Genomic DNA, 16,851 nt, shown 5'->3' with positions numbered 1-16,851 from the left:
GCCAAAATTGCGCTAAATCAATCTCCCTCCAGTTTGTAGTAGAAAGCCCTTTTCTCCGTATCGCCTCAGGCATAACCTTAAACATGTATATTAAATATAACTTTAACAGGTGTGATTATGTTTTGTGTGCAATGTGAACAAACTATCCGTACTCCAGCTGGCAACGGCTGCTCTTACGCACAGGGCATGTGCGGTAAAACCGCAGAAACTTCCGATCTGCAGGATCTGCTGATTGCCTCCCTGCAGGGTTTATCCGCTTGGGCGCTGAAAGCCCGGGAATATGGCATCATCGACCACTACGTGGATAACTTCGCCCCGCGCGCGTTCTTCTCAACCCTGACTAACGTTAACTTCGACTCCCCGCGCATTGTGGGCTACGCCCGCGAAGCCATCGCCCTGCGCGAAGCCCTGAAAGCGCAGTGCCTGAGTGCCGATGCCGGTGCCCGCGTGGATAACCCAATGGCCGACCTGCAGCTGGTGAGCGATGACCTGGGTGACCTGCAGCGCCAGGCGGCAGAATTTACCCCGAACAAAGACAAAGCCGCGATTGGCGAAAACATCCTCGGCCTGCGCCTGCTGTGCCTGTACGGTCTGAAAGGTGCAGCAGCCTATATGGAACACGCCCACGTTCTGGATCAGTACGACAACGACATCTACGCCCAGTACCACAAAATCATGGCGTGGCTGGGCACCTGGCCTTCCGACATGAACGCTCTGCTGGAGTGCTCCATGGAAATCGGCCAGATGAACTTCAAAGTGATGAGCATTCTGGACGCCGGTGAAACCACCAAATACGGCCACCCGACCCCGACTCAGGTCAACGTCAAAGCGACCGAAGGTAAATGCATCCTGATTTCCGGCCACGACCTGAAAGATCTCTACAACCTGCTGGAGCAGACCGACGGCACCGGCGTCAACGTCTACACCCATGGTGAGATGCTGCCCGCCCACGGCTACCCGGAGCTGCGTAAATTCAAACATCTGATCGGTAACTACGGCAGCGGCTGGCAAAACCAGCAGGTGGAGTTCGCCCGCTTCCCTGGCCCCATCGTGATGACCTCTAACTGCATCATCGACCCAACCGTGGGGGGGTACGACGATCGTATCTGGACCCGCAGCATCGTCGGCTGGCCGGGCGTGAGCCACCTCGAAGGCGACGACTTTGGTCCGGTGATTGCCCAGGCGCAGCAGATGGCGGGCTTCCCGTACAGCGAAATTCCTCACCTGATCACCGTTGGTTTCGGTCGTCAGACCCTGCTGGGCGCGGCGGATTCCCTGATCGACCTGGTGAGCCGCGAAAAACTGCGCCACATCTTCCTGGTCGGCGGCTGTGACGGCGCGCGCGGCGAACGTAACTACTTCACCGATTTCGCCACCAGCGTTCCGGACGACTGCCTGATCCTGACCCTGGCGTGTGGTAAATACCGCTTCAACAAGCTGGAGTTCGGCGATATCGAAGGCCTGCCGCGCCTGATCGATGCCGGTCAGTGTAACGATGCTTACTCTGCCATCATCCTGGCCGTCACCCTGGCAGAAAAACTGGGCTGTGGCGTGAACGACCTGCCGCTGTCGCTGGTACTCTCCTGGTTCGAACAGAAAGCGATTGTGATCCTGCTGACCCTGCTGTCGCTGGGCGTGAAAAACATCGTCACCGGCCCGACCGCACCTGGCTTCTTTACCCCGGATCTGCTGGCGGTGCTCAACGAGAAGTTTGGTCTGCGTTCCGTGACCACCGTTGAAGAAGACATGAAGCAGCTGCTGAGCGCGTAAGGAGTAAAAGAATGACTATGCCAACCCATCAGTGCCCATGGCGGATGCAGGTTCACCACATCCATCAGGAAACGCCGGATGTCTGGACGATTTCGTTGCTGTGCCACGACTATTATCCATACCGTGCCGGGCAGTATGCGCTGGTCAGCGTGCGTAACTCGGCGGATACGCTGCGGGCGTACACGATCTCCTCAACGCCTGGCATCAGCGAGTACATCACGCTGACCGTCCGCCGCATTGATGAGGGGGCAGGCTCGCAGTGGCTGACGCATGACGTGAAGCGTGGGGATTACATCTGGCTGTCTGACGCGCAGGGTGATTTTACCTGCGACGATAAGCCGGAAGATAAATTCCTGCTGCTGGCCGCCGGATGCGGCGTCACGCCGGTGATGTCGATGCGTCGCTGGCTGGCGAAGAACCGTCCGCAGGCTGACGTGGAGGTGATCTTCAGCGTCCGCTCGCCGCAGGATGTGATTTTTGCCGACGAATGGCGGAATTATCCGGTCACGCTGGTGGCGGAAAACAACGCCACCGAGGGATTTGTCGCCGGTCGTCTCAGCCATGAGCTGCTGCAAAGCGTACCGGACATCGCCTCCCGCACCGTCATGACCTGTGGTCCGGCACCGTACATGGACATCGTTGAAGAAGAGGTGAAAGCCCTGGGCGTGACCCGCTTCTTCAAAGAGCAGTTCTTTACGCCGGTGGCAGAGGCCGCCACCAGCGGGCTGAAGTTTACTAAACTACAGCCAGCAAAAACCTTCTTTGGCCGCGTGGGCAGCACGCTGCTGGACGCGCTGGAGAGCAATAACGTGCCGGTGGTGGCCGCCTGTCGTGCGGGCGTCTGCGGGTGCTGTAAAACAAAGGTGGTGGACGGGAATTATACCGTCACCAGCACCATGACGCTGACGGATGCCGAAGTGGCAGAAGGCTATGTGCTGGCCTGCTCCTGTCATCCGCAGGGAGATTTGGTTCTGGCTTGATGAAAAACGCCCGGTGGCGCTGCGCTTACCGGGCCTACAACGACAAATGCCCGGTGGCGCTGCGCTTACCGGGCCTACGGGTTTTGTAGGCCGGGCAAACGCAGTGCCGCCCGGCGTTACCGCTGCAGAGGAGCTACTTCCACGCCGGATCGCTCACCACCGAATACCGCCCTGCCCCTAAAAATGCCACGGCCAGCGCACCAACAAAGAAATAGACCAGACTCTCAATCGCCCAGGCGCCTACCGCATCCAGCGCGAAGGTTTTCCCGGTGCCCACCATCAGCCAGGCCACCACCATGGTAAAAGCCAGCACCAGCGCCGCCGGACGGGTGAGAATGCCGAGAATAATCAGGATCGGCGCCACCACTTCGCCAATCAACACCCCATAAGCGATAAAGCCCGGCAGCCCTTTTGCCACCAGCATGCCTGCAATCCCCCCCACCCCATCGATCGCTTTATGCATCCCGTGAAACAGCATCAATCCACCTACGGCCAGGCGCAGCAACAGTCTGCCAAAATCGTCATGCGTTAGCGTTTTATTAACAGCAATTAACAATGATTTAACCATCTGAATTTACTCCATTTTTTAAGTTAACTGCCGTCAGAATATGACGAAATATTGCACATTGAAAGCAACTATTAATGAGGGGGATTTCGCGGGCACACCGGTCAGTTTCATCTAAGCTTGAAAGCGTTATCACATTCAGGAGACGGACTACCATGAAACAAACCGTGGCGAACTATATTGCGAAAATGCTGGAGCAGGCCGGGGTTAAACGGATCTGGGGCGTGACCGGTGATTCCCTTAACGGTCTGAGCGACAGCCTGAACCGGATGGGCACCATCGAATGGATGCCGACCCGTCATGAGGAGGTCGCCGCGTTCGCCGCCGGGGCCGAGGCGCAGCTTACCGGCGAGCTGGCGGTCTGCGCCGGATCCTGCGGGCCGGGTAACCTGCACCTGATTAACGGCCTGTTTGACTGCCATCGCAACCATGTCCCGGTCCTCGCCATCGCCGCGCATATTCCGTCGAGCGAAATCGGCAGCGGCTATTTTCAGGAGACGCACCCTCAGGAGCTGTTCCGGGAATGCAGCCATTATTGTGAACTGGTCTCATCCCCGGAACAGATCCCCCAGGTGCTGGCTCTGGCCCTGCGCAACGCTATTCTCAAGCGCGGCGTCTCGGTGATTGTGCTGCCGGGTGACGTGGCGCTGAAACCGGCGCCGGAACAGGCCAGCACCCACTGGTATCCGGCCCCGCAACCGGTGGTGACCCCTGCTCAGGGCGAGCTGAAAAAACTGGCCCAGCTGCTGCGCTACTCCAGCAATATCGCCCTGATGTGCGGCAGCGGCTGCGCCGGAGCCCATGAGGAGCTGCTGGAATTTGCCGGCACCCTCAAAGCACCTATTGTGCACGCCCTGCGCGGGAAAGAGCACGTGGAGTACGATAACCCCTATGACGTGGGGATGACCGGGCTGATCGGCTTCTCCTCCGGGTTCCACACCATGATGAACGCCGATACCCTGGTGCTTCTCGGCACCCAGTTCCCCTACCGCGCGTTTTACCCCAACGATGCCAAGATCATCCAGATCGACATAAACCCGGCCGCTATCGGGGCGCACAGCAAGGTGGATATGGCGCTGGTGGGCGATATTAAGGCCACGCTGAGCGCGCTGATGCCGCTGCTGGAGGAGAAAACCGACCGTAAGTTCCTGGATAAGGCCCTGAGTGATTATCGCGACGCCCGCAAAGGGCTGGACGATCTGGCGAAGCCCGGCGATAAAGCGCTGCACCCGCAGTATCTGGCGCAGCAGATCAGCCACTACGCCGCCGACGATGCCATCTTCACCTGCGACGTGGGCACCCCCACCGTCTGGGCGGCGCGCTACCTGAAAATGAACGGCAAGCGCCGACTGCTGGGCTCGTTTAACCACGGCTCGATGGCCAACGCCATGCCGCAGGCGCTGGGGGCGAAAGCCACCGCGCCGGAGCGTCAGGTGGTGGCGATGTGCGGCGACGGCGGGTTCAGCATGCTGATGGGGGATTTTCTGTCGGTGGCGCAGATGAAGATGCCGATCAAGATCGTCGTCTTTAACAACAGCGTGCTGGGTTTTGTGGCGATGGAGATGAAAGCGGGCGGCTACCTGACCGACGGAACAGATCTGCACGACACCAATTTCGCCGCCATCGCCGAAGCCTGCGGCATCACCGGCATTCGCGTGGAGAAGGCCTCGGAAGTGGATGATGCGCTCCAGCGCGCCTTCGCCACCGACGGTCCGGTGCTGGTGGACGTGGTGGTCGCCAAAGAGGAGCTGGCCATTCCGCCGCAGATCAAACTGGAGCAGGCGAAGGGCTTTAGCCTGTACATGCTGCGCGCCATTATCAGCGGCCGCGGCGACGAAGTTTTGGAGCTAGCCAAAACCAACTGGCTCAGGTAAAACAATCGGCATCGCCTTTAAAATAATAAGGAAATGCCATGATTGATTTACGCAGTGATACCGTCACCCGACCGAGCCGTGCCATGCTGGAAGAGATGCTGGCCGCGCCGGTCGGGGATGACGTCTACGGCGATGACCCCACCGTTAACGAGCTTCAGCGCTATGCCGCAGAGCTGAGCGGCCACGAGGCCGCTCTGTTCCTGCCGACCGGCACCCAGGCCAACCTGGTGGCCCTGCTCAGCCACTGCGAGCGCGGCGAAGAGTATATCGTCGGCCAGGGGGCGCATAACTACCTCTACGAAGCCGGTGGCGCGGCGGTGCTCGGCAGCATTCAGCCGCAGCCCATTGATGCCGCCCCTGACGGCTCCCTGCCGCTGGACAAGGTCGCCGCCAAAATCAAAGCCGACGACATCCACTTCGCCCGCACCAGACTGCTCAGCCTCGAAAACACCCATAACGGCAAAGTGCTGCCGCGTGGGTACCTGAAAGCGGCGTGGGAATTTACCCGCGAGCGCGGGCTGGGGCTGCACGTCGATGGCGCGCGCATCTTTAACGCCGTGGTGGAGTATGGCTGCGAGCTGAAAGAGATTACGCAATATTGCGACTCGTTCACCATTTGTCTCTCCAAAGGGCTGGGTACGCCGGTGGGCTCTCTGCTGGTGGGCAATGCCGACTACATTAAGCGCGCCAACCGCTGGCGTAAAATGACCGGCGGCGGCATGCGCCAGGCCGGGATCCTCGCCGCAGCGGGTCTGTACGCCCTGAAAAATAACGTCGCCCGCCTGAAGGACGATCACGATAACGCGGCATGGATGGCGACGCAGCTGCGCGAGATCGGCGCTGACGTGATGCGTCACGACACCAACATGCTGTTTGTCCGCGTCGGCGATGAACACGCGGCGGCGCTGGGTGAGTTTATGAAGGCGCGCGGCGTGCTGATTAACGCTTCCCCGGTGGTGCGTCTGGTGATGCACCTCGATGTCAACCGCGAGCAATTGGCAGACGTGGTTGCCCACTGGCAGGCGTTTTTGCAGCGCTAAGGAACTCAGGTGACGCAACGTATTCTGGTCCTGGGTGCCAGCGGGTATATCGGTCAACATCTGGTGACCGCCCTGAGCGCACGCGGGCATCAGGTACGGGCGGCGGCGCGCAGCATTGAGCGCCTGCAGAAGCAAAACCTGCCTGGCGTCACCTGCCATACTATCGACCTCAACTGGCCGCAGACGCTGGCGTCGCTGCTGGAGGGGGTCGATACCCTTTACTATCTGGTCCACAGCATGGGCGAAGGGGGCGATTTTATTGCCCACGAGCGCCAGGTGGCGATGAACGTCCGCGACCTGCTGGTGGAACATCCGGTTAAACAGATAATCTTCCTCAGTTCGTTGCAGGCCCCGGCGCATGAGCAGTCCGACCATCTGCGCGCCCGGCAAGTGACCGCCGACACCCTGCGCAGCGCGGGAATACCGCTCACCGAGCTGCGGGCGGGGATCATCGTCGGCGCGGGCTCAGCCGCCTTCGAAGTGATGCGCGATATGGTCTACAACCTGCCGGTGTTGACGCCACCGCGCTGGGTGCGCTCGCGCACCACGCCGATTGCGCTGGAGAACCTGCTGCACTATCTGGTTGAGCTGCTGGAACATCCGGCATCTGAGCACCGGGTGCTGGAGGCCGCCGGACCCGAGGTGCTGAGCTACCAGCAGCAGTTTGAGCATTTTATGCGGGTGAGCGGCCGCCGCCGTCCGCTGATCCCCATCCCCTTCCCGACCCGCTGGATTTCGGTGTGGTTTTTAAACGTCATCACTTCCGTGCCGCCGACCACTGCCAAAGCCTTAATCCAGGGGCTGAAGCACGATCTGCTGGCGGATGACCGCGAGCTGCGCACGCTGATCCCGCAAACGCTGATCCCTTTTGATGATGCGGTGCGCAACACGCTGAAGGAGGAGGAGAAGCTGGTGAATTCCAGCGACTGGGGCTACGACGCCCAGGCCTTCGCCCGCTGGCGTCCGGAATATGGCTACTACCCGAAACAGGCCGGTTATACGGTGAAAACCTCTGCCAGCCTGAGCGCCCTGTGGCAGGTGGTAAACCAGATCGGCGGCAAAGAGCGCTACTTCTTTGGCAATATCCTCTGGCAGACCCGGGGGATGATGGACCTGCTGGTCGGGCATAAGCTTACGAAAGGCCGTCCGGCCGCGCCCTGGCTGCAAACCGGCGATAGCGTCGACAGCTGGAAGGTGATTATCGTTGAGCCAGAGAAGCAGCTGGCGCTGCTGTTTGGCATGAAAGCCCCCGGCCTCGGGCGGCTCTGTTTTACCCTGAAGGACAAGGGCGACCACCGCGAACTGGACGTGCGTGCCTGGTGGCATCCGCACGGGATGCCGGGTCTGTTCTACTGGCTGCTGATGATCCCGGCCCACCTGTTTATCTTCCGGGGAATGGCGCGGCGCATTGCCGTTCTGGCAGAACAAAACTCAGAAAAAGAGTAATTAAAACTCCGAATCTTTCACGTTTCCCATTGCATACCGCCGTAATTCACGGAAGAATGCGCACGAAATTCTTTCAATACAGTGGATCGATATGAAGGTACTGGTTACCGGCGCCACCAGCGGTTTAGGCCGCAATGCGGTGGAGTTTTTGCGCAATAAAGGCGTCAGCGTCCGGGCCACCGGCCGTAATGAAGCGATGGGTAAATTGCTGCAAAAAATGGGCGCAGAGTTTGTCCATGCCGACCTGACGGAACTGGTCTCTTCCCAGGCAAAAGTGATGCTGGCCGGTATCGATACGCTGTGGCACTGCTCCAGCTTTACCTCGCCCTGGGGAACCCAGGAAGCCTTTGACCTGGCCAACGTGCGCGCTACCCGCCGTCTCGGCGAGTGGGCCGTGGCCTGGGGCGTGCGCAACTTCGTGCATATCTCCTCCCCGTCGCTCTATTTCGACTATCACCACCATCGCGATATCCAGGAAGATTTTCGTCCGGCGCGCTTCGCCTGCGAATTTGCCCGCAGCAAGGCCGCCAGCGAAGAGGTGATCGATCTGCTGGCGCAGTCCAACCCGCACACCCGCTTTACCATTTTGCGTCCACAGAGCCTGTTTGGCCCCCACGACAAAGTGTTTATCCCGCGCCTGGCGCAGATGATGCACCACTACGGCAGCGTGCTGCTGCCGCGCGGCGGAGATGCGCTGGTGGACATGACCTATTACGACAACGCCATTCATGCCATGTGGCTGGCGAGCCAGAGCGCCTGCGACGGTCTGCCGTCTGGCCGGGCGTACAACATCACCAACGGTGAGCCGCGCTCGCTGCGCAGCATTGTGCAGAAGCTGATTGACGAGCTGAATATTCACTGCCGGATCCGCTCCGTGCCCTACCCGATGCTGGACATTATTGCCCGCAGCATGGAACGGCTGGGGAATAAAGCCGCCAAAGAGCCTGCGCTGACGCACTACGGGGTGTCGAAGCTGAACTTTGATTTTACCCTCGACACGCAGCGCGCGGAGAGTGAGCTGGGCTATAAGCCGCTGGTGACGCTGGATGAGGGGATTGTGCGTACCGCGGCATGGCTGCGGGATCACGGGAAGTTACATCGTTAATCAATCTGCTGCGGGGCGTCGGGGGCGCTTCGCTTGCCCGACCTACGGGGTCTGGTTCCCTCACTCGCGGTGCCGGGGGCGCTTCGCTTGCCCGGCCTACAAGGCCTGGTTTTGTAGGCCGGGTAAGGCGAAGCCGCCACCCGGCGAAACTAAAACGGCAACCTTTCGGTTGCCGTTTTGCTTTTACAGTGCGGTCCAGGCGTCTGCCCATGCCAGGCCTGCGCCTGGTTCATAGTATGCCGGAGCGCTGTTACACCATCCGCTGTACGGGAACGGCTTGCACTGGAACAGTTTACCGTGGTTGTTCACGATATCGCCTGCGTTGTACTTGCTGTTGGCGCTCCACGCCGCATAAGCGTCGGAACTGCCTTCATCCCCCGCTGGCGTCTGCGCTTTCGCTTTGACGTTCAGCAGATAGGTAGTGGTGTTGCTCAGCTCGCCGTCGTTAACGTCCAGGCTGATCTCATACTGCTGAGCCGTCGCGGACTCTGGCGCAGTGAAAGTGACCACCGCTTTGTCTTCACCGCTTACGGTCTGGCCGTCCTGGGAGCGCCAGGTGTAGGTCAGCTTGTTACCGTCTTCGTCGGTGGAGTTTTCTGCGCTCAGGGAGACCTGCGCACCTGCATCAACTGCCCCAATCGGGCCGGAAATGACCGCTACCGGCGTATGGTTGACGACCGCTGGCGTGTTATCTGCCGGGGTCTCATCTGCCGGGGTGTTATCTGCTGGCGTGTTGTCTGCCGGAGTATTGTCAGCCGGGGTGTTGTCCGCTGGCGTATCATCGCCCGGCGTTACCGGAGTGCCGTCGTCATTAACGATATTGACGTTAAAGAACTTCTGCACGCATTTGGTGTAGTCGCCGTCTTTAAATGCGCTGAATGGCGTCTGATAACCCACCAGCTGGCAGGAGTAGGTCTTACCGCTCGGCGTATCCGCGCTCCATCCCCAGTCCTGTTCCCAGTACACTTTCAGTGCGCCCGCGCCGCCTTCATCGAACTGCTTCATGTTGGCACAGCCCAGCACTTCGTTTTCCGCCACCGGAACCTTCAGGTAGTTGGCGAACTCTTTGTAGTACTTGATACGGTTCTGAGACTGGGCAATTTCAGTCGGACCGCCGCACTCCACGCCGCCGTTGATGATCTGGGTGGTCACGCCGAAGCCCGGCACCAGGCCGTTAGCTTTATCGCGATCGTTAGGCTGCCAGGTACCGTCGATAACCTGCAGCATGCTCGGTTTCGGCGGCTGCGGGTAGGCGAAGAAGAAGATGGCGCTCGCCAGGTTCAGCCAGGTGTCGGCCACCAGCTCCGGCTTGTCCAGCAGCGTGCGGACATCACCAAACATCGCTTCCGAGAACGGACCGTAGTTGTAGTTGTAGGAGAGCTGTTTTGCACCGCGGCCAAAGTAGCTCAGGAAATCGCCGTCTTTGTCTTTGCCGCACGGCCAGGTCTGGCCCTGCCACACGCTTGGGTTACATTCGCCGTTATAGCCGCCCTTCTGACCTTCGCTCCAGCCCATCTCGCGGACGTAAACCAGCGCCTGGCGCCATTCAGCTTCAGGACGCCAGGACTCATGCCCGCCGGTCTCCTGCGCGAAGTGGGCAAACATGGTTGCCAGCTCTTTGCGGCAAATGGCCAGGCTGTCGCGACCATCGGTGTAGTTGTCGCACAGCGCCGGGAATTTACCTACCGCCTTCAGGAAGTTGCTGTAGCTGTAATCTTTGGCGCGCAGCGGGAAGAGATACTCCCAGTCGCTTTCCTTCAGAATGCTTTCAACACGCTTCACGTTATCCGGGTTGGTCGCTTTACCCGGCTCAATCAGCTCCACCTGGGCATTATCCAGAGTACGGATAGTCGCCTTGACCGACTTCATCAGCGGGAAATCCGTTAACGCCTTTTCCTTTTTGGCCAGGTCGCTGGCTTTCATGGTATAGGGTTCGCTGCTTTCCGCTTTGAGCATGGTTGCCTGCGCCATGACAGGTGCCACGCACGCGCCCGCGACCAGAATGCTCAGTAATGTCCTTTTATTCATTTACGTTGTTCCTGTTAAAAACGATAATAACCAGTACGGTCTCGATTTATGTATTAATCCATTAATAAATAAATCCGGGACGGCAACATTTTTTGTGAAGAACACCTGTCAGATATTCTTCAAAAAAAGCAGCCTGATTAATGGTACTGCGACATCCTTTTTATTCTTTGGTATTTAGCCCAGACCTTTCTGGCGTATATTCTGCGCTGGGGGAAATTTTCGGGTTTCAGCCCGGCGTTATATGCCCCTACCGCTTCCCAGTTATAGCCGTAGACTTTAATCATGCCGGAGAGAATGGATGCACCGACCATAATAGAGGTGCAGGGCTCAGCCATTAACCGGTACTCATCAATGCCTTTTCTTTCCAGCTCTGAAAAATGCGAACTGTTTATTTGCATCAACCCAACATCACGTGAACCATCATGGTTATAACCGACCGCATTGGGATTTAATCCGGACTCTACGTCCGCAATGGCAAATAATAACCAGGGGTCGACATGGTAATATTGCCCGGCAGAATTCCAGCAGTTGGCTAATGCGCCCAGGCTGATTAATAACAACAGAAAAATAAAACGTTTCATTTCCTCAACCGCCTGCCGCTGGTGTACTGACCGCCCGGAGAGGCGCGGTCAGTGAGTGCGGACGAGAAGCCCCTCCGCACTCTCAGAGAAGGATGATTATTTGCAGTCTGTTGCTGCGCCTTCTTTCACCCATACATCGCTGTTGGCCGGGTTGTCACCACGGGTCCACCACTTGGCACGGTATACGGAACCCTGATAAGTCGTGGTGTCGCCACCGTTGTAAACCACATCAGATTTCCAGCCGAATTTCACCTGGCTGACCAGTTCCCATGCATCCACACCGAAGCCAGGCTGGTTGCCCTGCGTCCAGTACTTCGCTTTCCAGACCAGGTTGTCGAAGCTGACGGTGTCGCCACCGTTGTAGACCTTGCTGCTGCTCCACGCGGCATATTTGCTGGCGTTGGCATCAACAGGGTTATCGCAGCTACCTGCCGCGCCTTCGTCAGACGGCGTGGTGTCTTCATCGGCTGGCGGCGTTACGTCGTCTGCCGGTGGGGTTACGTCATCCGCTGGATCGGCGGCTTTCGGCGTAACGTTAACCTGTACGCTTGAGTGCACGCTGTCTTTACCGTCACCCACCATCACGCTCAGGGTGTAGCTGGTTTCAGAGGTCACTTCTGGCGCGGTGATGCGTACGCTGTCGGTGTTAGCACCGGTCGCGTTCAGCTCTGCCGGTACGCTCCAGCTGTAGGTCAGTGCATCGCCATCCGGATCGGATGCCTGAGCGTGCAGGGACTGGGTCTGGCCCGCTTCCAGGGTGACGTCCTGCATTGGGTTAACCACAGGTGCCTGGTTCGCTTTTGGCGCTTTGTTCACAACCTGGACATTCGCGGTGCTGAACAGGCCTTTAGCGTCGGTAACGGTCAGGCGGAAGGCCAGAGTCTGGTCGCTGGTCACAGCCGGCACGCTAAAGGAGGCTTTAGCGGAGGTGCTGTTGGCGATACTAACCGTCGTCCCGGCAATCTGCGTCCACTTGTAGGTCAGCGCATCGCCGTCCTGGTCAGAAGAAGCAGAGCCATCCAGGGTCACGGTAACCGGGCCGGTGACGGTCTGGTCAGCGGCGGTAGCAACCGGCGCATGGTTGGTGTCCGCTGGCTCATCAGAGGAGGAGCCGCCCAGCAGGCTTTCGTTCATGGCGTTCAGGATGTCGCCGTTATCGGATTCGATAGACCATGCGAACAGACCGCCGAGGTTTTTGTTCAGAACGTACTTACCTTTGGCTTCAACGGAACGGGCATCGTCATAGCTCAGTAGCTCGCCGGTCGCCTTGTTGAAGAGGTATGGCGCTTCTGCCGCGGTGTCGTATTTGTACTCCCAGCCTGGCTTGCCTTTCATCTGGTTGGCAATCACGCGATAGTCAACGATCCCGGCTTCCCAGGTGCCTGGGATTTTACCTGTGGCAGTACCGGTAAACGGATTGTCGCCTGTGTAGCCATGGACGCCAGTCCAGCCGCGACCGTACATCGCCGCACCCACCACGATTTTGCCCGGCTGTACGTTCTGGTCGAGCATCGCTTTCACCGCGTTATCGGTGGTGTAGTTGGTGTCCGGTTTCCAGGAAGCACCGTACAGCGCAGTCTGGTGACCCAGATCGGTGTTGCTCCACCCGCCGTAGAAGTCATAGCTCATCAGGAAGATGTGGTCGATATACTGCTGGGCCGTGGTGTAATCGACATCTTCGATCTTATCTTTACCGGCACCGATAGCGGTGGTCAGTTCGTAGGTACGGCCCGTTTCGGCTGACAGCTCGTTCAGCATGGTGCGCAGATCGTGCATCAGCGCGGTGTAGGTCGCCTTATCTTTCTGCGGATCGCCGAGATTAGCGTTTTCACCGCCGCCGCCCGGGAATTCCCAGTCGATATCCACACCGTCAAACACTTTCCAGGTTTTCAGGAACTCTTTCACTGAGCCGACGAAGCGGTCGCGCAGCACTTTGTTGTCCATCTGGTAGAACGGGTCGGAGAGGGTCCAGCCGCCAACGGAAGGCAGAACCTTCAGGTTCGGGTTGGCTTTTTTCATTGCCATCAGCTGGCCGTAGTTGCCTTTGTACGGCTCGTCCCAGCCGGTCACGCCCTGCTGAGGTTTTTGCAGAGCCGCCCACGGGTCATGAATGGCCACGGTGTAATCCTGACGGCCAGCACAGGCGCGTTTCAGGGATTCCAGCGCGCCGGAGGATTTGGCGCTGTCGTTGATGCCATCGCCACCGCAAATTGGAATGAAGCCGTAGAGGATGTGGTTCAGGTTGGCAACCGGGATTTTATCGACGGTGAAGTTACGGTCGTACACGCCCCACTCAGGGAAATAGGCCGCAACCACTTTATCAGTGTGTTTGGCGAACGCTTTGTTGTTCTCGTGAAGGGTAGTGGTTAACGGCTGCAGGTGGCTACCGTCAGTATCCGCCACGATGATCAGTTTGCTGGCGCTGGTGTTGCAGCCGCTGCTGTTACATACCTGAACCTGCTCCTGATAACGGCCGCCTTTCTTGACTTTAAAAGTTGCGGAGCCAGAGGTGCTGCTCGCACCAGACCAGACTTCCTGGCCGTCCAGCAGTACTTTCGCTGAGGTTGGCGCATCGCCGCTCCAGACGTTCCACTCAACCTTAACATCGGCACCGTCGTGAACTTTTACCAGGTTATTATAATCCTGAGCGGATTGATCCACTTCAATAATGGAAAATTTATCATTTCCACTGGTCAACGACGGCACACCTGGAATTGCTGCAAATACAGGGCTGGCTGCCGCCGCAACAAAAAGTGCCAGGTATTTAGGCTTCAAAAATTTCATTCTCATTTCCCGATAACTTATTTGTGAACGTAAAAGTCATGTCTTCCGTAAACATGAAATAAAACCAGCATGGATTGTAAAAAGCTTAAATACATCGCCACTTGTAATGTTTTTAAGTTTCTTTGTAATCTCGAAAGAAATTAGCAATGCATGCAGTTCATAGCGTAAATGGTATTCGCAAAAAAATGATGATTCACGCGATTACCTTGTCGAAAAAATTTCAAAAAAGAATTGACAGGATTACTCAGGCAATGAGCGAGAAAATTTGCAGAATAAAGGTAATAAGACCCGCAAAGGCCAGCGCGGGACCAAAGGGAATTTGCGCGGTTTTATTGCCGGATTTAAAAAAAATGAAATACCCCATCAGCCCCGTTAACGACGCCAGCAATATCACCGTGGGCAGCGCCTGCCAGCCGCACCAGGCACCCAGCGCCGCCAGCAGCTTAAAATCTCCGTAGCCAAGACCTTCGCGGCCGGTCGTCAGGCGAAACGCCCAGTAAAGTAGCCAGAGCGAGAGATAGCCCACCATCGCGCCTGTGATAGCATCGCGAAGGGGCAGCGTCGGGTGAACAAGGTGAACCAGCAGCCCGGCCCACAGCAGGGGCTGGGTCAGGCAGTCCGGCAGCAGCATGTGCCGCCCGTCAATGATGGCCAGCGGCAGCAAAAAGGCGCTTAACAGCCAGAGTGAAAACAGCGCCGGGATATCCGGTATACACCAGGCGGTGGCGCCAAAAAACAGAAAGGAAAAGAGTTCAAGTAACCATAAGCGCAGCGGGATAGCGCTGGCGCAGTGGTGGCAGCGCCCACGCAGCGCCAGCCAGCTTACAAGGGGGATATTCTCCCACCAGGCTAAATCGTGCTGGCACGCCGGGCAGTGCGAGGCCGGAAAAAGTAAGTTAATCCGCGTTTCATCATCGAGCAGCATCGGCGGAATACGCTCTGCCACTACCCCAAGAAAGCTGCCGATAATCGCGCCGAACACGGCGCTCATCAGGCTGAAAAGCGCCGGGCTGCTCTCCCGGAACAGGGCAAAGGCGATCATGAGGCTTTTTTCCAGCTAAGCTGGATCTCCGCTTTAACGTCACGCTGGTGGTCGACAGGCGTCAGCTTCATTTTCTCCAGCCGGATACCCGCGGCGGCATTAATTTCACGCAGCCAGTTTTTCAGCTCATTAATATCCACCCGGGGTACAACAAATGATAATCCCTGCCCTTCCTGGCGCACGTCATTTAACGGCAGCTTAATTTCCTGCGCGCTGTTTTCTACCACGCTGCGCGGATTATCGGTTTTTAATTGCTGCACCTGGAGGTGATTTTTATCTATTTCGCTGCGCATCCAGGTCAGGGTTTCTGTCTGGCGCTTTAACGTTGCCTGGCTATTTTTAATCATATTATCCAGCGGCACCATGCCGCCGTAATAGACGACGGCACAACACAGCGCCGCGGCGCCGAATTTAATCAGCTGCTTTTCACGGGCAGAATAATTCTGATACCGCGCTTTGAATTGAGCGACACGTGCTTTCATTTATGTTTCCCCGTGATCATGGCGGTAAAGGGCGCTGCCGTTGAAACCGGCTGGAGCGAGAAATCAAAATCCGCACTGGTCTGTGAAATAAACGCCTGTAGCGAGGCGCTGTCCTGACTGCTGGCGCTGAGCGTCCAGCTGTTTTGCGCGCTGTCATAATCCAGCAGGTTCACTTCCATACCCGGCACGCGCTGTTTCGCCGTATTCAGGTCGTCCATTTGCAGGAAGACGCCTTTACTGACCTTCTTCAGGTTCTGACCAAAGTGATACTTAATATTGGTTTGCTGACGCAGGCTGGGGAAATGGTACTGATAGACCGTGGCGATCTCCTGCTGGAGATGGTTTTCCTGCTGCACCAGCATCAGGGCCATCGCCAGTCTCGGCCCCAGCAGCAGCCCGACGCTGAGCAGCGCCAGCGCCACCATCGCCCCTTTCAGCCCTTTGGGCGTGCCGTTCCGGGCACCATTGGGGCTAAACTCGCCGTGCAGCACGTTGGCCCGACAGCCCTGCCACTGGGGCTGGATCAGCGCAAGCGGATGCTGCCAGGGCAGGGTTTCATCCACCGCCACGCCGGCAGGGGCGTCGCCATAACAGCGTACCTCTCCGCCTGCGGTTTTCTGCAACAGCAGCGGCAGCAGCGCGGCGTCGGCTTCGCACGCCTCCCCGGTGGCAAAGCGCAGCCAGTAGCTATCTTCCAGCGACACCAGGCTGGTTCCCCCGTCCGCAACCGGCAGCAGCCAGGCGTCAGGCAGCGCCTGGACCACCTTCAGCCCGGCCTGCTCAAAGCAGGCGAGCCAGCCGCGCAGGCGCCGGGCATCGATGGCAACGGCGTCCACTTCACACCCTTTTTTGCTTAACACCGTCCAGTGCAGGTCGTCGACGTCACCGATCAGCGTCTCTTCCGCCATCCACGAAAACGGCGTCGCCTGGGAGCCGAGTCCTTTCTTTGGCAGGGAGAAGTGGCGGAAGATCGTCTCGCTGGCGGGCAGCAGCAGACAGACGCGCGAGGCCAGGGGATGGTCTGCGAGGGTCGCCAGCGCTGCCATGCCGCTGAGCGTATTCACCTGCTGGCTTCCGGATTCGCACCACGCAATCGTCCCGTCCTCACGGCTATCGGGACGAATAAAAAGTATCTTTTTCATCGGTATCGGCTT

Annotated in this window: 13 protein-coding genes; 6 read left to right on the top strand and 7 right to left on the bottom strand. The window is 58.1% G+C overall.

All coding sequences use genetic code 11. The annotated features are described in order from the left end of the window. The first annotated feature begins 117 nt into the window (after positions 1–117). Together hcp and hcr are read left to right on the top strand one after the other, a co-directional pair. Entirely contained in the window at positions 118–1,770 is a 1,653-nt protein-coding gene (hcp, locus tag ACOYA6_RS03340) for a hydroxylamine reductase (protein ID WP_422654039.1), read from the top strand. 11 nt (positions 1,771–1,781) lie between these two features. After that, entirely contained in the window at positions 1,782–2,750 is a 969-nt protein-coding gene (gene hcr, locus ACOYA6_RS03335; protein WP_422654038.1) for an NADH oxidoreductase, read from the top strand. 133 nt (positions 2,751–2,883) lie between these two features. On the opposite strand, the gene ACOYA6_RS03330 is transcribed toward hcr, so the two are convergent. Beyond that, the gene (locus tag ACOYA6_RS03330) at positions 2,884–3,318 is read right to left on the bottom strand and encodes a DoxX family protein (protein WP_139564663.1); all 435 of its coding nucleotides are present in this window, start codon (positions 3,316–3,318) and stop codon (positions 2,884–2,886) included. A gap of 152 nt (positions 3,319–3,470) precedes the next feature. Here ACOYA6_RS03330 and poxB point away from each other — a divergent pair, with 152 nt between their 5' ends. The 4 genes from poxB to ACOYA6_RS03310 all read left to right on the top strand — a co-directional run bounded on the left by poxB (position 3,471) and on the right by ACOYA6_RS03310 (position 8,780). Continuing rightward, complete coding sequence (gene poxB, locus ACOYA6_RS03325) at positions 3,471–5,189, top strand: ubiquinone-dependent pyruvate dehydrogenase (RefSeq protein WP_422654037.1); 1,719 nt, start codon at positions 3,471–3,473, stop codon at positions 5,187–5,189. A 38-nt stretch (positions 5,190–5,227) separates the two neighbouring features. Beyond that, positions 5,228–6,229: a low-specificity L-threonine aldolase gene (gene ltaE / locus ACOYA6_RS03320; RefSeq protein ID WP_422654036.1), complete on the top strand. Its 1,002-nt coding sequence runs from the start codon at positions 5,228–5,230 to the stop codon at positions 6,227–6,229. A 9-nt stretch (positions 6,230–6,238) separates the two neighbouring features. Next, positions 6,239–7,675 (top strand): SDR family oxidoreductase, encoded by a 1,437-nt coding sequence (locus ACOYA6_RS03315; RefSeq protein WP_422654035.1) that lies wholly within the window; start codon positions 6,239–6,241, stop codon positions 7,673–7,675. A 91-nt stretch (positions 7,676–7,766) separates the two neighbouring features. Beyond that, positions 7,767–8,780 carry an NAD-dependent epimerase/dehydratase family protein gene (locus ACOYA6_RS03310; RefSeq protein ID WP_039029519.1) on the top strand — a complete coding sequence of 338 codons (1,014 nt, stop codon included), beginning with the start codon at positions 7,767–7,769 and terminating at the stop codon, positions 8,778–8,780. Between the two features lie 183 nt (positions 8,781–8,963). Here the strand turns inward: ACOYA6_RS03310 and ACOYA6_RS03305 are convergent, their stop codons facing one another. From ACOYA6_RS03305 to gspL, 6 genes are all read right to left on the bottom strand, one after another. Beyond that, positions 8,964–10,808, bottom strand: coding sequence for a chitinase (locus ACOYA6_RS03305; protein WP_039029520.1), 1,845 nt, complete (start codon positions 10,806–10,808; stop codon positions 8,964–8,966). 137 nt (positions 10,809–10,945) lie between these two features. Continuing rightward, positions 10,946–11,389 carry a type III secretion system invasion protein IagB gene (gene iagB, locus ACOYA6_RS03300; RefSeq protein WP_422654034.1) on the bottom strand — a complete coding sequence of 148 codons (444 nt, stop codon included), beginning with the start codon at positions 11,387–11,389 and terminating at the stop codon, positions 10,946–10,948. A 96-nt stretch (positions 11,390–11,485) separates the two neighbouring features. Next, complete coding sequence (locus ACOYA6_RS03295; protein ID WP_422654033.1) at positions 11,486–14,173, bottom strand: glycosyl hydrolase family 18 protein; 2,688 nt, start codon at positions 14,171–14,173, stop codon at positions 11,486–11,488. A 244-nt stretch (positions 14,174–14,417) separates the two neighbouring features. Then, a complete protein-coding gene (locus ACOYA6_RS03290; protein WP_422654032.1) occupies positions 14,418–15,215 on the bottom strand; it encodes a prepilin peptidase in 798 nt (265 codons plus the stop codon). Then, entirely contained in the window at positions 15,212–15,697 is a 486-nt protein-coding gene (locus ACOYA6_RS03285; protein ID WP_139564655.1) for a type II secretion system protein M, read from the bottom strand. Before ACOYA6_RS03285 ends, ACOYA6_RS03290 begins: the two co-directional genes overlap by 4 nt. Continuing rightward, complete coding sequence (gene gspL, locus ACOYA6_RS03280; protein WP_422654031.1) at positions 15,694–16,839, bottom strand: type II secretion system protein GspL; 1,146 nt, start codon at positions 16,837–16,839, stop codon at positions 15,694–15,696. The genes ACOYA6_RS03285 and gspL overlap by 4 nt, the downstream gene beginning before the upstream one ends. Positions 16,840–16,851: the final 12 nt, after the last annotated feature.

Origin of the sequence: Leclercia barmai (genome assembly GCF_049312895.1) — a bacterium.
GTDB classification, from domain to species: domain Bacteria; phylum Pseudomonadota; class Gammaproteobacteria; order Enterobacterales; family Enterobacteriaceae; genus Enterobacter; species Enterobacter barmai.
The sequence above is the reverse complement of the archived record's forward strand: the minus strand, read 5'-3'. Positions and strand labels throughout refer to the sequence as shown.